General features: G+C 65.8%; 19 protein-coding genes and 3 tRNA genes. 5 read left to right on the forward strand and 17 right to left on the reverse strand.

Features of this window, described 5'->3' with window-relative positions:
• From AC1DHL_RS28710 to trpE, 11 genes are all read right to left on the reverse strand, one after another.
• Positions 1-254 (reverse strand): GTP-binding protein (locus AC1DHL_RS28710; protein ID WP_413336270.1); only part of this gene is annotated, 254 nt, incomplete at its 3' end.
• Positions 255-328: 74 nt separating this feature from the next.
• Positions 329-403, reverse strand: a tRNA-Thr gene (locus tag AC1DHL_RS28715).
• Between the two features lie 41 nt (positions 404-444).
• A tRNA-Gly gene (locus tag AC1DHL_RS28720) sits at positions 445-518 on the reverse strand.
• 108 nt (positions 519-626) lie between these two features.
• Positions 627-712 (reverse strand) — tRNA-Tyr (locus tag AC1DHL_RS28725).
• Between the two features lie 168 nt (positions 713-880).
• Positions 881-1,579, reverse strand: coding sequence for a uracil-DNA glycosylase (locus tag AC1DHL_RS28730; RefSeq protein ID WP_478164204.1), 699 nt, complete (start codon positions 1,577-1,579; stop codon positions 881-883).
• Positions 1,576-2,376 carry an indole-3-glycerol phosphate synthase TrpC gene (gene trpC / locus AC1DHL_RS28735; RefSeq protein ID WP_478164205.1) on the reverse strand — a complete coding sequence of 267 codons (801 nt, stop codon included), beginning with the start codon at positions 2,374-2,376 and terminating at the stop codon, positions 1,576-1,578. The genes AC1DHL_RS28730 and trpC overlap by 4 nt, the downstream gene beginning before the upstream one ends.
• Positions 2,377-2,391: 15 nt before the next feature.
• Entirely contained in the window at positions 2,392-3,420 is a 1,029-nt protein-coding gene (gene trpD, locus AC1DHL_RS28740) for an anthranilate phosphoribosyltransferase (RefSeq protein ID WP_478105817.1), read from the reverse strand.
• 50 nt (positions 3,421-3,470) lie between these two features.
• Positions 3,471-4,526: a low-specificity L-threonine aldolase gene (gene ltaE, locus AC1DHL_RS28745; RefSeq protein ID WP_478164206.1), complete on the reverse strand. Its 1,056-nt coding sequence runs from the start codon at positions 4,524-4,526 to the stop codon at positions 3,471-3,473.
• 3 nt (positions 4,527-4,529) lie between these two features.
• Positions 4,530-5,114 (reverse strand): anthranilate synthase component II, encoded by a 585-nt coding sequence (locus AC1DHL_RS28750; RefSeq protein WP_478164207.1) that lies wholly within the window; start codon positions 5,112-5,114, stop codon positions 4,530-4,532.
• A complete protein-coding gene (locus AC1DHL_RS28755; protein ID WP_478164208.1) occupies positions 5,111-5,503 on the reverse strand; it encodes a GxxExxY protein in 393 nt (130 codons plus the stop codon). The genes AC1DHL_RS28750 and AC1DHL_RS28755 overlap by 4 nt, the downstream gene beginning before the upstream one ends.
• A 61-nt stretch (positions 5,504-5,564) precedes the next feature.
• Positions 5,565-7,067 (reverse strand): anthranilate synthase component I, encoded by a 1,503-nt coding sequence (trpE, locus tag AC1DHL_RS28760; RefSeq protein ID WP_478105809.1) that lies wholly within the window; start codon positions 7,065-7,067, stop codon positions 5,565-5,567.
• 271 nt (positions 7,068-7,338) lie between these two features.
• On the opposite strand from trpE, the gene AC1DHL_RS28765 reads away from it, so the two are divergent.
• Complete coding sequence (locus AC1DHL_RS28765; RefSeq protein ID WP_478105807.1) at positions 7,339-7,926, forward strand: chalcone isomerase family protein; 588 nt, start codon at positions 7,339-7,341, stop codon at positions 7,924-7,926.
• A gap of 21 nt (positions 7,927-7,947) precedes the next feature.
• On the opposite strand, the gene AC1DHL_RS28770 is transcribed toward AC1DHL_RS28765, so the two are convergent.
• Complete coding sequence (locus AC1DHL_RS28770; RefSeq protein ID WP_478164209.1) at positions 7,948-8,646, reverse strand: phosphoglycolate phosphatase; 699 nt, start codon at positions 8,644-8,646, stop codon at positions 7,948-7,950.
• 7 nt (positions 8,647-8,653) lie between these two features.
• The gene (locus AC1DHL_RS28775) at positions 8,654-9,328 is read right to left on the reverse strand and encodes a LuxR C-terminal-related transcriptional regulator (protein ID WP_478105803.1); all 675 of its coding nucleotides are present in this window, start codon (positions 9,326-9,328) and stop codon (positions 8,654-8,656) included.
• A gap of 239 nt (positions 9,329-9,567) precedes the next feature.
• Here AC1DHL_RS28775 and AC1DHL_RS28780 point away from each other — a divergent pair, with 239 nt between their 5' ends.
• Both AC1DHL_RS28780 and AC1DHL_RS28785 read left to right on the forward strand, forming a co-directional pair.
• Positions 9,568-10,893 carry a DotU family type IV/VI secretion system protein gene (locus tag AC1DHL_RS28780; protein ID WP_478164210.1) on the forward strand — a complete coding sequence of 442 codons (1,326 nt, stop codon included), beginning with the start codon at positions 9,568-9,570 and terminating at the stop codon, positions 10,891-10,893.
• Between the two features lie 4 nt (positions 10,894-10,897).
• Positions 10,898-12,028, forward strand: a complete 1,131-nt coding sequence (locus AC1DHL_RS28785; RefSeq protein ID WP_478164211.1) for a type VI secretion system protein — start codon at positions 10,898-10,900, stop codon at positions 12,026-12,028.
• A gap of 12 nt (positions 12,029-12,040) precedes the next feature.
• On the opposite strand, the gene fusA is transcribed toward AC1DHL_RS28785, so the two are convergent.
• Entirely contained in the window at positions 12,041-14,101 is a 2,061-nt protein-coding gene (fusA, locus tag AC1DHL_RS28790) for an elongation factor G (protein ID WP_478164212.1), read from the reverse strand.
• Between the two features lie 144 nt (positions 14,102-14,245).
• On the opposite strand from fusA, the gene AC1DHL_RS28795 reads away from it, so the two are divergent.
• A complete protein-coding gene (locus AC1DHL_RS28795; RefSeq protein WP_478164213.1) occupies positions 14,246-14,707 on the forward strand; it encodes a hypothetical protein in 462 nt (153 codons plus the stop codon).
• Between the two features lie 10 nt (positions 14,708-14,717).
• Here the strand turns inward: AC1DHL_RS28795 and AC1DHL_RS28800 are convergent, their stop codons facing one another.
• Genes AC1DHL_RS28800 through tagF form a run of 3 tightly spaced genes read right to left on the reverse strand, consistent with a single transcriptional unit; the run spans position 14,718 to position 17,304 of the window.
• Positions 14,718-15,455, reverse strand: a complete 738-nt coding sequence (locus tag AC1DHL_RS28800; RefSeq protein ID WP_478164214.1) for a PP2C family protein-serine/threonine phosphatase — start codon at positions 15,453-15,455, stop codon at positions 14,718-14,720.
• A 32-nt stretch (positions 15,456-15,487) separates the two neighbouring features.
• Entirely contained in the window at positions 15,488-16,654 is a 1,167-nt protein-coding gene (locus AC1DHL_RS28805) for a serine/threonine-protein kinase (protein ID WP_478105791.1), read from the reverse strand.
• Positions 16,651-17,304 (reverse strand): type VI secretion system-associated protein TagF, encoded by a 654-nt coding sequence (gene tagF / locus AC1DHL_RS28810; protein ID WP_478105789.1) that lies wholly within the window; start codon positions 17,302-17,304, stop codon positions 16,651-16,653. Before tagF ends, AC1DHL_RS28805 begins: the two co-directional genes overlap by 4 nt.
• Before the next feature lie 188 nt (positions 17,305-17,492).
• On the opposite strand from tagF, the gene AC1DHL_RS28815 reads away from it, so the two are divergent.
• Positions 17,493-18,272, forward strand: coding sequence for a crotonase/enoyl-CoA hydratase family protein (locus AC1DHL_RS28815; RefSeq protein WP_478105787.1), 780 nt, complete (start codon positions 17,493-17,495; stop codon positions 18,270-18,272).
• Positions 18,273-18,276: the final 4 nt, after the last annotated feature.

The raw sequence follows: 18,276 nt of genomic DNA on the forward strand, positions 1-18,276 counted from the left end.
TGACCCGGGCAGTCCACGTGCGCATAGTGACGGTTGGCCGTCTCGTACTCGACGTGCGCGGTGTTGATCGTGATGCCGCGCGCCTTTTCTTCCGGCGCCGCGTCGATCTGGTCGTAGGCCTTCGCTTCGCCGCCGAACTTCGCCGACAGTACCGTCGCAATCGCCGCCGTCAGAGTCGTCTTGCCATGGTCAACGTGACCAATCGTGCCCACGTTCACGTGCGGCTTCGTGCGGGTGAATTTTCCTTTTGCCATTTTCTCGACTCCGAAAAATAACTAGATCAACACACTGACATGGGGTTGCAGCCATCAGACTGCAACCCCAAGACTGGTGCCCATTGCGGGAATCGGACCCGCGACCTCTCCCTTACCAAGGGAGTGCTCTACCACTGAGCCAAATGGGCGATATCTAAAACCAACCACACACAGCGCCGACGTGAACTCCTGGAGCGGGAGACGGGAATCGAACCCGCGTCATTAGCTTGGAAGGCTAGGGTTCTACCATTGAACTACTCCCGCATCACGACACAGCCCTCAGACCGGACTGAGCCGCAGCACAGACAGAGCCTTCGCCTTCGCTTCAGCTCCGCACATCACATTCAAGCGCTCTGCAAAATCCATTTTCGCTGGTGGAGAGGGCTGGATTCGAACCAGCGTACTCGTAAGAGGGCAGATTTACAGTCTGCTGCCATTAACCACTCGGCCACCTCTCCGGCGAACCTCGGAATATAGCACGGTTGCATGGACACGTCGATGACAGACCGGCAATTCGTGCCGTCGCGTCGCGCCGTCACAACCCACCGGAACAGCGGGTCGATCGGGACTGGTGCTTCGCGCCGAGCCGACGATTCTCGCATGAAATCAAGCACTTACCGCCCAACTTAGGTTCGCCCCTCGTCACGCCAGGCCCGCGCTTGTCCGAAATGACCGCAGCCGATGAAAGGCACAGGCGGGCGCAGCGCCGACAGGGGGGACGGATGGTTCGCAGTCAAAACCCTGTGACGCTTTGTATCAATCAGCGCCCGCTTGCTCTGCGCATGCGATCCCCAGAGCATGAAGACGACCGGCCGCTCACTTAGCGCCACATGTCGGATCACTGCATCCGTCAAAACCTCCCAGCCGCGACCGGAATGGCTAGCCGGCTTGCCCTCTTCGACCGTCAGGCAGGTGTTGAGCAGAAGGACTCCATGCGTCGCCCATTTCACGAGGCTGCCGCCGGGATTCGGGAACTTGGGCGGCGGCGTCCCCAGATCCCGCTCGAGTTCCTTGAAGATGTTGCGCAGCGAGGGCGGCAATGCCACGCCGGGAGCTACCGAAAAGGCAAGACCCTCGGCTTGGCCACGTCCGTGATACGGGTCCTGGCCCAGGATCACGACGCGGATGTCTTCGGGCGGCGTCAACTCCAGCGCGCGCAACGGCCGAGGAGGAAAGATCACTGCGCCGGCCACCAGTCGTTCACCCAGGAAGTCAAGCAGCTTTTGCCCCACCGCTCCGTCGAAGAACTCGCCCACCAGCGACTGCCATCCCGGCGCGACCGGCCAGTCTGCCGGGTTGCAGGTCGCGAGCTGATCCGCGCTCATCGGAACAATTCGGCGAGCGCCTCGCCAGGTTCATCGCCACGCATGAACGCCTCGCCGACCAGGAACGCATGGACACCGGCAGCGCGCAGCTTCGCCACGTCGTCGCGGGTTGCGATGCCCGACTCGGTCACCAGCAGGCGATCCGCAGGCACCTGGGTGCGCAGATCGATCGTGGTCTGCACCGACACCTCGAAGGTGCGCAGATTGCGGTTGTTCACGCCGATCAAGGGCGTCCGGAGCTTCAGCGCGCGTTCGAGTTCGGCGCCGTCATGGACTTCGACCAATACCGCCATGCCCAATGCGACAGCAATCGCTTCGAACTCGCGCATCTGAGCATCGTCGAGACAGGCGGCGATCAGCAGGATGGCATCGGCACCCATCGCCCGCGATTCGTAGACTTGATAGGCATCGACGATGAAGTCCTTGCGAAGCACCGGCAGGTCGCACGAGGCACGCGCCTGCTTCAGATAGTCGACGCCGCCCTGAAAGAACTGCCGGTCCGTCAGCACCGAAAGGCAGGCCGCGCTCACCTTGCCATCGCCCTCAGCGTAGCTCTGCGCGATATCCGCCGGGATGAATTCCGCCCGCAGAACACCCTTGCTCGGGCTTGCCTTCTTGACCTCGGCGATGACGGCCGCTGCGCCGGCGGCGATCTTTGCCCGCAACGCGGCTGTGAAATCGCGTGTCAGGACGCGGCTTTCCGCATCGAAGCGGATGGCTTCGAGCGGCGCACGCCTCTTTGCCGCGATGAGTTCTTCGCGCTTGACGGCAACGATCTTCTCGAGAATGTCCGACATGGTTCGACGCCCTCCTCAACCTGCGGCAACGGTAGCCGCAACGAGTTCGGCCAGCTTGGCCTTCGCCGCGCCGGAATCGAGTGCGGCGCGCGAGCGCTCGATGCCAGCGGCGATCGAGTCGGTCACGTTGGCCGCATAGAGCGCCGCACCGGCGTTCAAGAGCACGATGTCGCGGGCCGGACCCGGTTTGTTGTCGAGCACGCTGAGGAGCATCGTCTTCGATTGCTCGGGCGTCTCGACGCGTAGCGCGCGGTTGCTCGACATGGCGAAGCCGAAATCCTCAGGATGAAGCTCGTATTCGCGTACCTCGCCGTCCTTGAGTTCGCCCACCATGGTTGCCGCCCCGAGGGAGATTTCATCCATTCCGTCGCGACCGTAGACGACCAGCGCATGCTCGGCGCCCAGGCGCTGTAGGGCCCGCACCTGAATCCCGACGAGGTCGGGGTGGAACACACCCATCAGGATGTTGGGCGCACCGGCCGGATTGGTCAGCGGGCCGAGGATGTTGAAGATCGTCTTGATGCCGAGTTCCTTGCGCACAGGCGCCACGTTCTTCATCGCCGGATGATGGTTCGGCGCGAACATGAAGCCGATGCCGACGTCGGCGATGCATTTGGCGATCTGTTCAGGCTTGAGGTTGATGTTGACGCCCAGCGATTCGAGCACGTCGGCACTGCCCGACTTGCTGCTCACGCTGCGGCCGCCATGCTTGCTGACCTTGGCGCCCGCGGCGGCGGCAATGAACATCGAGCAGGTCGAGATATTGAAGGTATGGGAGCCGTCGCCGCCGGTGCCGACGATATCGACCAGGCGGCTGGTGTCGGCAACAGGTACCTTCGTCGCCACCTCGCGCATCACCTGCGCTGCAGCCGTGATTTCGCCGATGGTTTCCTTCTTGACGCGCAGGCCGGTGATGAGCGCCGCCATCATGACGGGCGAACATTCGCCGCTCATGATGAGCCGCACGATGTGCAGCATTTCGTCATGGAAGACTTCGCGGTGCTCGATGGTGCGCTGCAGCGCTTCCTGGGGGGTGATGGGCATGTTGGATGTCTCCCTTGGTTCAGTGGATCGGGGTCATTGCGAATCTATGTTCAGGCACGGAAAAAGCTTCGGATGGCGCCAATGGCGCGATCGATACCTTGCTCGTCGACATCGAGATGGGTGGCGAAGCGCAGCCGGTAAAGGCCAGTCGCCAGGATGCCGCTCTGCTTCAGATGCGCGAGCAGTTCGGCCGACTGATGGCGCGCCTCGCCCTCCAGATCGACGAACAGCAGATTGGTCTGCGGTGCCTCGACTTTCAATTCGGGAATCCCGGCCAGGCCTTCCGCCAGTCGGCTCGCCAGCGCGTGATCCTGCACGAGGCGATCGATATGGTGTTCGAGCGCATGGGAGGCGGCCGCGGCCAGCACGCCGGCCTGGCGCATGCCGCCGCCGGCCATCTTGCGAATGCGGTGCGCACGCGCGATGAACTCGCGCGATCCGCACAACGCCGACCCCACCGGCGCGCCGAGCCCTTTGCTGAAGCAGACCGACACGCTGTCGAAACAGCCCGCGATGCGCCGCGCTTCGTCCCGCGCCGCGGTGCCGCGCTGGGCGGCTTGCGCGGTCGCCGCATTGAAGAGCCGGGCGCCGTCGAGGTGACGGCCCAACCCCTTGCGCCGGGCCAATTCCGTGGCCTGCTCGACGTACGCGAAGGGCAGCAACTTGCCGCCGAGCGTGTTTTCCAGCGCCAACAGCCGCGTCCGCGCGAAATGGGCGTCGTCGGGTTTGATGGCGGCTTCGATGTCATCGAGCGCGAGCGTGCCGTCCGGCTGGTGATTCAGCGGTTGCGGCTGCACGCTGCCGAAAACCGCCGCGCCGCCGCCCTCCCACCGGTAGCAATGCGCCTGCTGACCGACGATGTACTCGTCGCCCCGCTGGCAATGCGAAAGAACTGCACAAAGATTGCTCTGGGTCCCGGTGGGCACGAACAGGGCGGCCTCGAAACCCAGCATTCCGGCGATCTGCTCCTGAAGCGCATTGACACTGGGATCGTCAGCGAAGACATCATCGCCCAGCGGAGCGGCCAGCATGGCGGCGCGCATGGCAGCAGTCGGGCGGGTGACGGTGTCGCTGCGCAGGTCGACGAGAGACTCAATGGTGGTCATGTCTTATTCCAGGAAGTTCTTGAGCATGGCGTGGCCGTGCTCGGTGAGGATCGACTCGGGATGAAACTGCACGCCCTCGATCCGGACATCGTGCGCGAAGCCTGTGTGCCGCACGCCCATGATTTCGCCGTCGTACGTCCACGCGGTGATCGCCAGATCACGCGGGCAGGTCTCGCGCTCGATGGCGAGCGAGTGATAGCGGTTCACGCTGAATTTTTCGGGCAATCCGGCGAAGACGCCTTCGCGCGTGGTCGTGATTTCGCTGGTCTTGCCGTGCATCAGTTGCTGCGCACGAATGATCTTTCCGCCGAAAGCCGCGCCGATCGCCTGATGGCCAAGACACACGCCCAAGATGGGCAGCCGGCCAGCAAATTTGCGAATGGCCTCGACAGAGACACCGGCTTCCGCCGGCGAACACGGCCCCGGCGAGATCACGAGCCGCCCGACGCCGCCGGCAACACGCTCGTGCAATTCATCGATCGTGATCTCGTCGTTGCGATGCACCTCGACATCGGCGCCGAGTTCGCCGAAGTACTGCACCAGGTTGTAGGTGAAGCTGTCGTAGTTGTCGATCATCAGAAGCTTCATGGCTTGACTCCGATCCGGTACACGCCCTTGACAACGGGGAACACGTTGAAATTGATGAGGAGACCCAGCTTGAGCCCCGACAGACGCACCGCCGCTTGCGCCCGCGCGCGATGGAGGTCGGTGAGTGCGTCGACCGCCTTCACCTCGACCACCGTCGACTGTTCCACCACGAAAGCCGCACGGCCGACTTCGCCCAGCGAACGGCCCTTGTAGCTCGCCGACACCGGCACGTCGCGAACGAAACCGATTTCACGCTCGGCGAGTTCGATCGCAAACGCGGCCGCATAGATCTCCTCGGCGAGCCCGATGCCAAGCACCCGCTGCACCTCGACGGCGGCGCCGATGATCTCGTGCGAGAAGTCGTCGTCTTGAATATCTGCGGCGTTCATTGAGTAATCTCCGTGCTCCGCACTGCGGTGCGAGCTTGCTTGGGGCGGCCCGGCGCGGCGCTCATTCCAGGCCCTCCTCGACGAGTTCCGCTGCGCGCAGCAAGGCGCGAGCCTTGGCCTCGGTCTCCTTCCATTCGAGTTCGGGCACCGAATCGGCGACGACGCCGGCGGCCGCCTGCACGTGCAGCATCTGGTCTTTCACGATACCGGTGCGGATGGCGATCGCGACGTCCATGTCGCCGGCATAGCTGATGTACCCGCATGCGCCGCCGTAGATGCCGCGCTTGCTGGGTTCGAGCTGGTCGATCAGCTCCATCGCATGCACCTTGGGCGCGCCAGTCAGCGTGCCGGCCGGGAAGGTGGCCTTGAGAACGTCGATGGCGGTCATTCCGTCTTTCAGCGTGCCTTCGACGTTGCTCACGATGTGCATCACGTGGCTGTAGCGTTCGACGGCGAAGGCCTCCGTGACCTTCACGCTGCCGATCTTGGCGATGCGGCCGATGTCGTTGCGCGCGAGATCGATCAGCATCACGTGCTCCGCGCGCTCCTTGGGGTCGTTGATGAGTTCGACCTCGGCCGCCTTGTCGAGCTCGGGCGAAGCGCCGCGCGGACGGGTGCCGGCGAGAGGGCGGATGGTGACCTTCTGCTCGCCGTCGCCAGTGTTCTCTTGCCGCACCAGGATCTCGGGCGAAGCGCCGACCACGTGGAAGTCGCCCAGGTGATAGAAGTACATGTAGGGCGACGGATTCAACGACCGCAGCGCTCGGTACAGCGACAGCGGCGACTCGGTGTAGCGCTTGCTGATGCGCTGGCCGACCTGCACCTGCATGAAATCGCCGGCGGCAATCAGTTCCTTGGCCCGCTCGACCGCCGCGAGGTAGTCGGCCTTGGCGAAGCTGCGCTGCGCCGGGTGCGCCTGCGTCGGCTTTACCTGCGGCGCGCTCACCGAATACTTGAGTTGGTCGCGCAGTTCGCGCAGGCGGCGTTTGGCGTTGGCGTAGGACTCGGGCTGGGCAGGATCGGCGTAGACGATCAGGTAGAGCTTGCCCGACAGGTTGTCGATGACGGCCAGTTCCTCGCACTGCAGCAACAGGATGTCAGGGCAACCGAGCGTGTCAGGCGGGCAGGTCTTCTCGAGCTTCTTCTCGATGTGGCGTACCGCGTCGTAGCCGAAGTAGCCCGCCAGGCCGCCGCAGAAACGGGGCAGCCCCGGCCGCAGGGCGACCTTGAAGCGCTGTTGGTAAGCCGCAACGAAATCGAGGGGATTGCCATGGGCTTTTTCCACAACTTTGCCGTCTGTGACGACCTCGGTCACGGCATCGGCGCCGAATCCGCTGGCCCGCAACAGCGTGCGCGCCGGCAATCCGATGAAGCTGTAGCGACCGAAGCGCTCGCCGCCCACGACGGATTCGAGCAGGAAGCTGTGCTTGCCGCTGTCCTTGGTGTAGGCGAGCTTGAGATAGAGGGAGAGAGGGGTTTCGAGGTCGGCAAAGGCCTCGACCATCAGCGGAATGCGGTTGTAGCCCTGCGCGCTGAGGCTTTTGAATTCGAGTTCAGTGATCACGGTTGGGGTCTCCGTCGGCCAGCAGACGCAGGGTGGTCGCTGGCGGGTCATTCAAGGCTGGCCGGTTCAGGTTGACTGAGGGCCTCGGGCGCACGGCGTGCGCCGTGCAATCAAGCAAGCAACGTCGATGGCGTGCGCCAAGGCCAGGCTCCCCGGCTGCCTTGACCTGTCTGAATGACGTGATGAATGAACATGGAATGCGGAGTTTAGCCGAGGGACAGCAAAGGTACAAAAAGATACATTCGGTGCTTTTACCCAAAGGAGGATTTTGATGTTCCAGCTTGCCGTGCAGCGCGTTGTCGCTGTGACCGCCCTCACCATCGCGTCGTTCACTGCGTCGGCCGCCCAGGTCGACGTGGCGGGCGTCAAGCTCGACGAGGCCGTCGATCTCCACGGCAGCAAGCTCCAACTCAATGGCGCGGGTGTTCGCTACAAGGCGATCTTCAAGGTCTACACCGCCGGCCTCTATCTGAGCAAGAAGGCCGGAACCCCTGATGAAGTCCTGGCCGCGCCGGGTGCCAAGCGGATCAGCATCACGATGCTGCGCGACATCGACTCGAATGAACTCGGCAAAGGCTTCACGCACGGCTTGGAAGACAACTCCCCCAAGGGCGAGATGTCGCAGCTGATTCCGGGGCTGCTGCGCATGAGCCAGATCTTTTCGGACCAGAAGCAGTTGAAGGCGGGCGACGCATTCACGGTCGACTGGGTGCCGGGCGCCGGAACGGTGATCTCGGTCAAGGGCGTTCCGCAGGGCGACCCGATCAAGGAACAGGCCTTCTTCAACTCGCTGGTGCGAATCTGGCTGGGCCCGAACCCGGCCGATTGGAAGCTGAAGGACGCCCTGCTGGGCAAGTAGCGCTTCGCAGCGCCGCGAGCATCACGCGTCGAGGCTGGCCAGGGAATCGATGAATCCGTCCGCGTCGACGTCGCGAATGGGTTCGCCGTGGTTGTAGCCATAGCTGACCAGCACGACGGGACAGCCCGCGGCACGCGCCGCCTTCGCGTCGTTGCTCGAATCGCCGATCATCAAGGTCCGCGCCGGTCGACTCCCCAGCGCTTCGCAGGCCTTGACCAGCGGCAGCGGGTCGGGCTTCTTTCGCTCGAAGGCGTCGCCGCCGAACATGACCTCGAAGAACTTGTCGAGCCCCTTGGCTGCCAGCAATGGGCGAGCGAAGGCGGTCGGCTTGTTGGTCAGGCAGGCCAGTCGCATGCCGCGCGCCCGCAATGCGGACAGCCCTTCCACGACACCGGCATAGACCTCGGCATGCTGGCCGTTGATGGCGAGGTAGTGGTGCTGGTAGCGTGGCCAGGCGCGATCGAACCAGGCCTCGTCATCCGCCGAAGTGCCTCGCACGTGGCGGAGCACCGAATGGATGAGGTGCTCCGAGCCCTTGCCGACCATGGCCGTCACCGTCGGCGCATCGATGTGCGGCAATGCGAGCTCGTCGAGCATGCGATTCAGGGCAATCACGAAATCGCCGATCGTGTCGATCAGCGTGCCGTCGAGATCGACGATCGCCGCGTCGAAGTTTGAAAGATCCAGGGACATGGCCCCGAGGATAAGGGGCCCCCGCATCGTCGCCTCAGGCCTCGGTCAGCGACTGCGCGGCAACGACGGCCTCGGTGCGGTTGCGCACATTGAGCGCGCGGAAGATCGCAGCGAGGTGGATCTTGACCGTGCCTTCGCTGATGCCCAGCGCCCGCCCGATCAGCTTGTTGGGCTTGCCCTGCGACAGCAACTGGAGCACCTCGACCTGCCGCTCCGTCAGCACATTGCGAAGATGCTCGAGCGTCTGCGCGGAAGCCGCTGCCGAACCACGCTGCGCCGCGTCGGAACCGGGTATTCCGGCGATGACGCCGGGCGGAACGGCCGACAGCATCATCGGCGGAACATAGATACCGCCAGCCAGCACCAGTCGCACGGCGGACAGCATCACCTCGGGCGAATACGCCTTGGGAATGAAACCGAGCACGCCGCGTTCGAGCGCGCTGCGCATGATGGCCGGGTCTTCGTAACCCGAGAGCACGATGACAGGAACGGCCGGATGACGGCGGCGAATCTCGTCGATGTGGGCCTGGCCTTCAGCGCCCGGCATGTTCAGATCGATCATGGCCAGGTCGATGTCGTCGGATGCACCGGCGAGCAATTCGTCGACGCTCATTGCCAGGACGAATTCGATGTCGGACTGCAGTTCCGACAGTTTGGCCTTGACCGCCTCGATGACGAGCCGGTGGTCGTCGGCGATCAGGATTTTCATGGCTTACCCCAGCGTTCATTGATGAACTCAACAGGCCGAAGATACCGGCGAAACCGGCGCACATCAAGGCGGAATTGCTTCCGAACGACATAGCTCCCAAGCGGTATAGCGCGCGCACGCGCGCGTGAAAGAATCGTTGCCATATCCAGAAACGACAGGGGACTCGTGCATGTGCCACCCATACCGGCGCAAACGCGGCGCTTCCCCCGTCACCGCCATGGCCTAGCCGCGAGCTCCGCATGGCGCGCCTGCTCGACTGTTTTTCTTCCCTGCTTTCGTTCGGCCTGACGCTCGACGCGTCGATCGCCACGGGCCGGGTCAATGGCTCGTGCGAATCGGCCCGGCGCAAGGCTCGCGCGCTCCTTGAAGAAGCCCGTACGGCGGCGCGCAATCTCGACAAGCCCGCCGAACAGATCGAGTCCGCGTTGTTCGCAATGGTTGCCTGGATCGACGAGATCCTCGCGCGGCATCCGGACTGCGCAGACACAGCGGAACCGCTGCAAGTCCTGCTCTTCAATTCGAACAACGCGCACAGCGAATTCTTCCACCATCTGTCAGCCCTGCCGGCCGGCGAGCAGGAAGTCCGCGAAGTCTATTGGCATGCGCTGGCGCTTGGCTTCAAGGGCCAGTACTACTTCGAGAACGACGACGGCGGCGAGCTCGGCAAGCTCAAGGACCTTCACGGGAAGCAGTTGGCGATCCAGCCCGCGTCGCTCGAAACGCTCGCCGAGGATCACATCACCCCGCAACCCTACGCCATGCCGGACCCCCCTGGGCCGCGCGACCCGCAAAGCCGCAAGCGCGCGCTACTGCGCACGGCGGCGGTGCTGGCGATCGCGATTCCCGTGACCTACCTGTTTTCCTTCCTGCTGGCCTCGCCCACGGAAACGCCGCCCACCCTGGTCCAGCGTGTCGAGCAGCAATTGCAGACCTACGCCTGCACGGATCTTTCGGCGGCGATCTCGCCGGAAGGGACGATCGAGGTCAGCGGCTTTGTGTCTGAAACCGAGCAGGTAGCCCGGGTGCAGCGCGACGTGCGCGCGGTGCCGGGCGTCAGTGCCGCGAACTTCGACCTTCAGCTGCGCGTCTGGCCTCATTGCGAAGTGGTCGCGATCCTGAAGCCCTACCAGGCGCGCAATCGCGACATGGGCTTCGGGCTCAAGGTGTCGGCTTCCACGGCACGCCAGGGGCGCCTGCGCGAAGGCGATCCGGTGCTGTTCCAGGTGACGAACGCCAAGTACGACGGCTATCTCTGGATCGACTACTACACCGCCGACGGCGCGGTGATGCATCTCAACGCAGGCCGTGGACAGCCCCGCGTGCGGGCCGGCGAAGTCATCGAACTGGGCAAGGACATCCCGGCGAGTTGGCTGGTGGCGCCGCCCTTCGGCACGGTCCTCCTGACCGCGTTGTCATCGCCGACGCCGTTCAACGAAGCAGCGGACAGGCCCCCGTTCGAACTGGCCTCCGCCTACCTGCAACGCCTGCGGGAGTCGCTGGCCGCCGGTGAGTTCGGCGCCCAGGTGATCGCCGATTTCGTGTTTCTCGAGACGGTTCCGCGCTGACGCCATGCCTTCGATACCCGCTCAATTCTGGTCACTGCTGGTGGTGTGCGTGCTGGCCTTCCTCAGCCTGTGGTGGGCGCTGCTGGGATCGGGCCGCGCTGCCAGGCGCCGAGGGCTGCGCATGCACATCGAGAATCTTGCGCGGGGCGATGCGTCGTTCGCCGCGTCGGAAAGCGCCGAAATGCAGGCATCCCTCTCCAGGCAGGTCCCGCCGCTCGATGGCGCCACGGTGCCGGGTCCGGTACGCAATCCGCTCTATGCGATCCCGTGGTTTCTCTTCGTCGGCGACGCCCTGGCGAACGTGCCGGATCTGCTCGCCGCCGCGAGCGGTCGTCCATCGCCACCGTCGCCGAACGAATCCGGAGGCCTGGCCTTCTGGCGCTGGCGGCGCCTACCGTCGATGATCGCCATCGACATCCATCCCGATTTGCTGGACGATTCGCAGACCCCGCACGAGCGCGGCCTCTGGTATCGCGCCTTGCTCGAACTCGCGGAGCGCCGCAAGCGATTGCCGCTCAACGGCATCGTGGCGTGTGTCAGCGTGTCCGCGCTGCTCGGCGCGACGCGCGGCAGGGCACCCGTCGCGCAGCGGCTGCGCGCGCTGGTGCAGGAGGCCACCGAGCATCTCCGGATCCAGTTGCCGGTCTATCTGGTCGTGACCGGTCTGGAACGCCTCGAAGGCTACGACACAGTCCGCGAGGCCCTTCCGGCCGAAGTGCTGTCGCAGGCAGTGGGCCACCGCCTGCGCAACGACGCAACGCCGCGCGCGCCGGCCGACACGCAGCTTGACGGACTCTTCACGGAGATCATGCAACGCTTGCACGCCCTGCGCATGGCGCTCTTCCGCGCCAGGGAAAATCCCGCGCAGCGTCAGGCCATCCATGCCTTCGTGGAACAGGTGCGCGCCCTGCAACCCGGGCTGCGCGCGACCGCCGACGGCATGTTCGGCAATGGCCGGGGGCCGCGGTCGCCACGCTGGCGCGGCCTCTATTTCACGGCCGCGCCGTCGAACGGCAACGGAGGCGCCTTCGCGCAGGACCTCTTCACCCGCTTCCTGCCCACGGATCAGCCGCTCGCGCATTCGAAAAGACCCGCCGCGGGCAACGACGGCGACTTCGATTCGACCCGGATGTGACGCCGACCGAAGTCAGTCGTCGTCACGCACGCGATGCTGGCCCATCAAAGTCTGCTGGACCGACGGCGGCACCGCTTCATAGTGCGACAGCACGATGGTGTAGCGCCCCTGCCCACTCGTCATCGCGTTGAGCCGCGACTGATAGCTGGACAGCTCCGACATCGGCACCTGCCCACGGACGACGATCGTGCCAGCCGCCAGGTTCGACGTGCCCGTGACGAGGCCGCGCCGCGACGACAGGTCACCCGTGACATCGCCCACCGCGGAGTCGGGCGCCGCGATCTCGATCTGGACGATCGGCTCCAGCACGATGGCGCGCGCCTCGCGGATCGCGGCCATGAAGGCCTTGCGGCCCGCCGTCGCGAAAGCGATGTCCTTGCTGTCGACGCTGTGGTGCTTGCCGTCGTAGACGACCACGCGCACGTCGACCACCGGGTAGCCGGCGATCGCGCCGGTCGTCAGCACCTCGCGCACGCCTTTTTCCACTGCGGGGATGAACTGGCCGGGGATCGTTCCGCCCTTGACCTGGTCGACGAATTCGAACCCGCCGCCGCGCGCCAGTGGTTCGATGCGCAGGAACACCTCGCCGAACTGGCCTGCACCGCCCGTCTGCTTCTTGTGGCGGTGATGGCCCTCGGCCGGCGCCGTCACGGTCTCGCGGTAGGCGATGCGCGGCGGGCGTGTGTTGACCTCGAAGCGGTAGACCTCGCGCAAACGGTCGAGCAGCACGCGCAGGTGCAGCTCGCCCAGCCCGTAGACCACCGATTCGTTGGTGGCGGCCACATGCTCCACCCGCAGGCAAGGGTCTTCGCCGACCAGTTTGCCGAGGATCTCCCACATGCGCTGTTCATCGCCGTGCCGCTTCGGCTCGATGGCCAGACCATGCACGGGGATCGGGAAATCCAGCGGCGCCAGGTGGACGTGGTCGTCCTCGGCCGCGTCGTGCAGGACGGAATCGAAGCGGATCTCGTCGACCTTGGCCACCGCAACGATGTCGCCGGGCAGCGCGCGCGTCACCTCCACGTGGTCCTTGCCCTGCAGCATGAAGAGATGGCCCACCTTGAAGGGCTTGCGGCCGTCGCCGACAAAGAGCTGGCTGTTTTGGGTGATGGTCCCCTGGTGCACCCGGAAGATCCCCATCTTGCCGACGTAGGGATCCACCGTGATCTTGAACACGTGCGCAAGCACGTGCAGCGAAGGGTCCGGCCGAGCCTCCATGGGCTTCGCCAAGGCCCCCTCGCCCACGAGGAAGTCCGGCGGATTGGCCTCGGTCGGGTCGGGTAGCAGCTTGACGATCACGTCGAGCAGTTCCGCCAGGCCGGCGCCTGTACGTGCCGAGACGAAGCACACCGGAATCAGGTGGCCCTCGCGCAACGCCTGTTCAAGCGGTGCGTGCAACTCGCTCGGATCGACGTCCCCATCGTTGAGATAGCGGTCGACGAAGGCCGAGTCCACCTCGACCACCTGCTCCACGAGCGCGCGATGTGCCTCATCGACGGCGCCGAAATCGCAGTGCCCGTCGCGGTTGTAGAAGCAGTCGACGACCCGCGCGCCACCTTCGTCGGGCAGATTCAGCGGCAGGCATTCGCGACCGAAGGCCGCCTGGATCTGCGCCAGCAGCCCCGGCAGATCGACACCCTGCGCATCGATCTTGTTCACGATGACCATGCGCGTGAGATGGCGCGACGCCGCATATTCCATCATCCGCACTGCCATCTGCTCGATGCCGGTGCTGGCGTTGATCACGATCGCCGCCGTTTCGACCGCTTCCAACGCAGGCAGGCTCTGCCCCAGGAAGTCCGCGCCGCCGGGCGTGTCGATGAAGTGGATCCGCGTGTCGGCGTGCGTCAGGTGCATGATCGACGCGTTCAGCGAGTGCTGCATTCGTCGCTCGAGCGGATCGTGATCGCTGACAGTGCTTCCGCGTTCGATGCTGCCCGGTGCGCCGATGGCGCCCGTTCTCAGGAGCAGCGCCTCGGCGAGGGTGGTCTTGCCGGAAGCGGACGCTCCAACGAGCGCCAGCGTCCGCACCGCTTCCATTTCGGCCGCAAGGCCGTTCGATCGGCTTGGCATGAGTGGGTCTCCTCGACTCCCGGGAGACGGTCGCGCGGCCCGCCCGGGCTGCGCGTCGTCTAGACGGCAATCCAGCGTACGGGATTGACCGGCCGGACGCAAGCCGCCGCTGTTGCCGGACAATGGCGGCCCGAACGCACGCCCATGGCCTTCCCACCCGATCCACCCTCCGTCCCTCCCGGCGACAGCGCCGGGCCGCCCGCCCGAGCAAGTGCCTATGCGCGCACGCAGTTCATGGTCGTCAAGATTCCGATCGACGCGGACACGGACGACCGCATCCACCAGCGCGAAGAACGGATCGACGAGGCGCTTCGGGCAAAGGGTCTTGGATCGGTGCTCGGCTGGGGCGGCTCCTACGGCAGTGCGTCCACGGGCGGATCTCGCCGCGTCGCTTTCACGCGCGTCGATCTCGACGTGGTGGACGTCGGTGCGACGCGTGTCGAACTGCAGGCGATCCTGGCCGGCATCGGCGCGCCGGCCGGGACCGAAATCCACTACAGCCTCGACGGCGCGAGCCTGGCCGACGTCTACGCGCCACCCGATTGGCGTCCCGGACAACCGATCAGCTGGGGGCCCGAGGCATCGTCCGGTCGACGGCGCCGATAGCAGGTTCCTCTCAGGCATGCAGCCACATCGCGACGGCCGTGTAGTTGTCGTGGCCCGGCGCCGCGCGCGACCTGACTTCCGCATCGATCTTCCCGATCCATTGATCGGGATCGCGCGAGTCCCGCAGCGTCTCGGTCAGCCGTACGTCGCCGAGCACCTCCCAGACGCCGTCGCTGCACAGCAGCACGACGTCGCCGGCAACGAGCGGGATGCGCTCGCAGGCATCGACGTCCAACTCGCCGTCCGGCGCGCCCAGCGCCGACAGCAACAGATTGCGCCGCGGGTGTTGCCGTGCGCGCTCCTCGTCGATCAAGCCGCTGCTCACCATCTGCTGGACGAGGCTGTGATCGACGGTCCGTGTCATCAGTGCGCCACCCCGAAACAGATAGGCCCGGCTGTCTCCGGTGTGCGTCCAGGCGAGTTCGTTGGCGTGCAGGTCGACGGCAGCGAGGACCAGGGTGGAGCGCATCGCCGCGAGCCTGCCGCCCTCGGCCTGGCGCGCGACCACGTCACGGTTGGCCTGCTCGACCAGATGCCGAAGCCTGCCGCTTTCGAGCCCCGGCGCCGCCGCGAAGCCATGGAGCACGCTCGCGCAGGCGATCTCGGCCGCGACGTCTCCGCCGCCGTGTCCACCCGCGCCGTCGGCCACGAGGCAGGCGACGAAGCGCTCGTCGTTCCATTGGCCGAACACGTCCTCGTTGTACGGACGGCCGCCCTGCCTCGACAAGGTGACGATCTCTATGTCCACCGGGCCTCCTTCACTCCGATCGCTTCTTGATTTCATCGGGCGCCGAAGGCCCCCAGGGCGACCAGGGCGGCGATGACGATCGGGACGGCCATCGCCAGCATCACCGCGGCAATCAGCGCAAAACGCCTCTTTCGTTCAAGACCTGCCGGTAGCGGCGCTGCCGATGCCGCTGACGGCGCGGCGCGTGCTGCACGCCGCCCGGTGACCAGGCGCATCGGGGCCGCCACAGCTTCGAGGCCCATGGCCTCCCGAAAGGCAGCCATCGATTGCGGACGCGATTCGGGCCGCACGCCAAGGCCGGCATCGATGGCCGCCAGCAGCCGCTGGCTGTATCGCTGCCGCAATGCTTCGTTCTGCATCAGCGGCACATGGCTGTCTTCCAGCAGGCGGGCCACCGAAGGCGGCGGCGCGCGGCCGCATACCGCGACGTGCATCACGGCGGCCAGCGCATAGACATCGGTCCATGCCCCTTGCGCCATGTCCGGCATGCCGGCGTACTGCTCGACGGGCGCGTAGCCCGGCTTGAGGATGACCGTGATGGTCTGCGTCCTGTCGCTGATCACCCGGCGCGCCGCGCCGAAGTCCAGCACCACCGGTCGCCCCGAGCCTTCGAGCAGGATGATGTTGTCCGGCGCGATGTCACGGTGGTAGCAATGGGCTTGATGCATCACTGCCAGCGCCTGCGTGACGCCGTCCATGATGCGCAGCAGCCAGCCCTCATCGACGCCGCCCGGCGCGGCGGCCAGCGCCTGCTTCAGTGTGTCCCCGCGATAGAAGGGCATGACCATGTAGGTGGTGCCGTGCTCCTGCCAGAAGCGGTAGACCTTGAGCAGCGACGGATGCCCGAACTGGGCCAGCAGGCGCGCTTCCTTGATGAAGCTACGCATGCCGAGCTCGAAGGTCTCGCGATGCCGCTCGGACAGCGGCACGACCATGCCATCCATCCGGCGCGCCGACAGCGCCGTGGGCAGGTACTCCTTGATCGCCACCACCCGCTCCAGAATCGGGTCCCACGCCTCATAGACCACGCCGAAGCCACCCTGCCCGACGATGCGGGTCACTTCGAATTCCGCAAGCCGGCTGCCGACGGCCAGGAGACCCGCACCCAGGTTGCGCGGCGGGGGACGCACGGTCGGCGCAACGGTCGGCGTTTCACCGAACGCCGCGGTCTTCGCCTTGGGGGCGAGCGGGCGGGTCATGCCCCCTCCGCACCGGGTGCCGTTCCGCCGGGGCCGCAATCAAAGAGTGCTTCGAACTGGTCGTCTTGCGGCAGGCCCTGGCTGGCCATCCCCAGGCCGCCCTCCGCGCTTGGATCGGTGAACCACAGCGACTGGCCGACCACCGGCAAGGCCAGCACGGCTTCGCTCCCTTCGCCGGGCGTCGCGGCATCGCGCGCGAAGAGCCGGTGCAGCAGGACCTCGAAGCGGATCGCGTCGAGGTGTCCGTCCAATCCTTCCCGCACGGCCCGGGTGGCCAGCAGCCACCATTGCCGCACGCGAGCCAGCGCGGCGGCGGTGAGTTCGCTCTGCGGGGAAACCAGTTCCGTGACCAAGGTGAAGGGAAAGTGCCGCCCCGTTCCATCGACCGATGGAACCAGGACGCCGATCCAGCATTGCCCATTGATCACGCCGTTGCCGAGCACGAAGCACCAGCGCGGCGCATCGAGGTAGCGCTCGGTCCAATCCTGGCGACGCACGCGAATCCGCCCCAGCCCATTGCGCAGCCACCGATCCCAGGCTTCGCTGAAGCCGTCCGGCAGGCGCCGATGCGCAAAGTCGTCCATGCCCGGCAGCTTGCCGAACCAGCCCGGCGCCGCGCCTGAAAGGACGGTATCCGCTTCGCCGTTCACAAACCCTCCGGACAAGGCCTGAATCGAAACATCCAGTTTCCGGCGCCGCCGCGCCGCAACAAATCTGGCTGATGGCCTACAAGTGAAACTGTGGCCTACGGCGAAGGAACTAGAGTTGTCCGAGCGCGGCACGGCGGATCGCCGATTCGCCCTAGGATCGGTCCCGCACTCGACGAATTCATCCAGCCATGTCCAACGTCCTTTTCGACATCGATCACGCGGTCTGCACGATCACGCTGAACCGCCCCCGCAAGCGGAATGCCGTCGACGGGCCGACGGCCCTCGAACTGCGCGCCGCATTCGAGCGCTTCGAATCGGATCCGGCGCTGCGGGTCGCCGTGCTGACGGGTGCGGGCGGTCATTTCTGCGCCGGTGCCGATCTCGCGGCGGTGGGCGATCCCGGGCTGCGCAACGAACTCGATCCGGACGGCGGCGGCAGCGGCCCGATGGGTCCGACGCGCATGGCCCTGTCGAAGCCGTTCATCGCGGCGGTCAACGGCTATGCCGTCGCCGGTGGACTGGAACTGGCACTGCTGGCTGACCTTCGCGTTGCCGACGAAGACGCGGTGTTCGGCGTCTTCTGCCGGCGTTGGGGCGTGCCGCTGATCGACGGCGGCACCGTTCGCCTGCCGCGCGTCGTGGGCATGGGTCGCGCGCTCGACATGATTCTGTCCGGCCGCCCGGTCGGCGCATCGGAAGCCCTGGGAATGGGCTTGGTCAATCGCATGGTCGCTCCCGGTGGCGCGCTGGCCGCGGCGCAGGCACTCGCACGCGAGATCGCCGAGTTCCCGCAGCAATGCATGCTGACCGATCGCCGCTCTGCCTACGCCCAATGGGACCTACCGCTGGCCGATGCGCTGCGCCAGGAGGGCGCACACGGCGTGCCGATCGTCGCCGCCGAAGGCGCGGCCGGCGCCGATCGATTCGTCAAGGGTGCCGGGCGGCACGGTCAGTTCGGCAGCCGCTGAACGA

The organism is Variovorax sp. 10L426 (genome assembly GCF_056395305.1).

Bases quoted from the DNA above. Each gene is read 5' to 3' on its own strand.
- AC1DHL_RS28765 (WP_478105807.1), top strand. From the start codon at position 7,339: ATGTTCCAGCTTGCCGTGCAGCGCGTTGTCGCTGTGACCGCCCTCACC.
- AC1DHL_RS28780 (WP_478164210.1), top strand. From the start codon at position 9,568: ATGGCGCGCCTGCTCGACTGTTTTTCTTCCCTGCTTTCGTTCGGCCTG.
- AC1DHL_RS28730 (WP_478164204.1), bottom strand. From the start codon at position 1,579: ATGAGCGCGGATCAGCTCGCGACCTGCAACCCGGCAGACTGGCCGGTC.
- trpD (WP_478105817.1), bottom strand. From the start codon at position 3,420: ATGCCCATCACCCCCCAGGAAGCGCTGCAGCGCACCATCGAGCACCGC.
- AC1DHL_RS28805 (WP_478105791.1), bottom strand. From the start codon at position 16,654: ATGACCCGCCCGCTCGCCCCCAAGGCGAAGACCGCGGCGTTCGGTGAA.
- ltaE (WP_478164206.1), bottom strand. From the start codon at position 4,526: ATGACCACCATTGAGTCTCTCGTCGACCTGCGCAGCGACACCGTCACC.
- AC1DHL_RS28770 (WP_478164209.1), bottom strand. From the start codon at position 8,646: ATGCGGGGGCCCCTTATCCTCGGGGCCATGTCCCTGGATCTTTCAAAC.
- trpC (WP_478164205.1), bottom strand. From the start codon at position 2,376: ATGTCGGACATTCTCGAGAAGATCGTTGCCGTCAAGCGCGAAGAACTC.
- fusA (WP_478164212.1), bottom strand. From the start codon at position 14,101: ATGCCAAGCCGATCGAACGGCCTTGCGGCCGAAATGGAAGCGGTGCGG.
- AC1DHL_RS28815 (WP_478105787.1), top strand. From the start codon at position 17,493: ATGTCCAACGTCCTTTTCGACATCGATCACGCGGTCTGCACGATCACG.
- AC1DHL_RS28775 (WP_478105803.1), bottom strand. From the start codon at position 9,328: ATGAAAATCCTGATCGCCGACGACCACCGGCTCGTCATCGAGGCGGTC.
- AC1DHL_RS28785 (WP_478164211.1), top strand. From the start codon at position 10,898: ATGCCTTCGATACCCGCTCAATTCTGGTCACTGCTGGTGGTGTGCGTG.
- AC1DHL_RS28795 (WP_478164213.1), top strand. From the start codon at position 14,246: ATGGCCTTCCCACCCGATCCACCCTCCGTCCCTCCCGGCGACAGCGCC.
- AC1DHL_RS28750 (WP_478164207.1), bottom strand. From the start codon at position 5,114: ATGAAGCTTCTGATGATCGACAACTACGACAGCTTCACCTACAACCTG.
- AC1DHL_RS28755 (WP_478164208.1), bottom strand. From the start codon at position 5,503: ATGAACGCCGCAGATATTCAAGACGACGACTTCTCGCACGAGATCATC.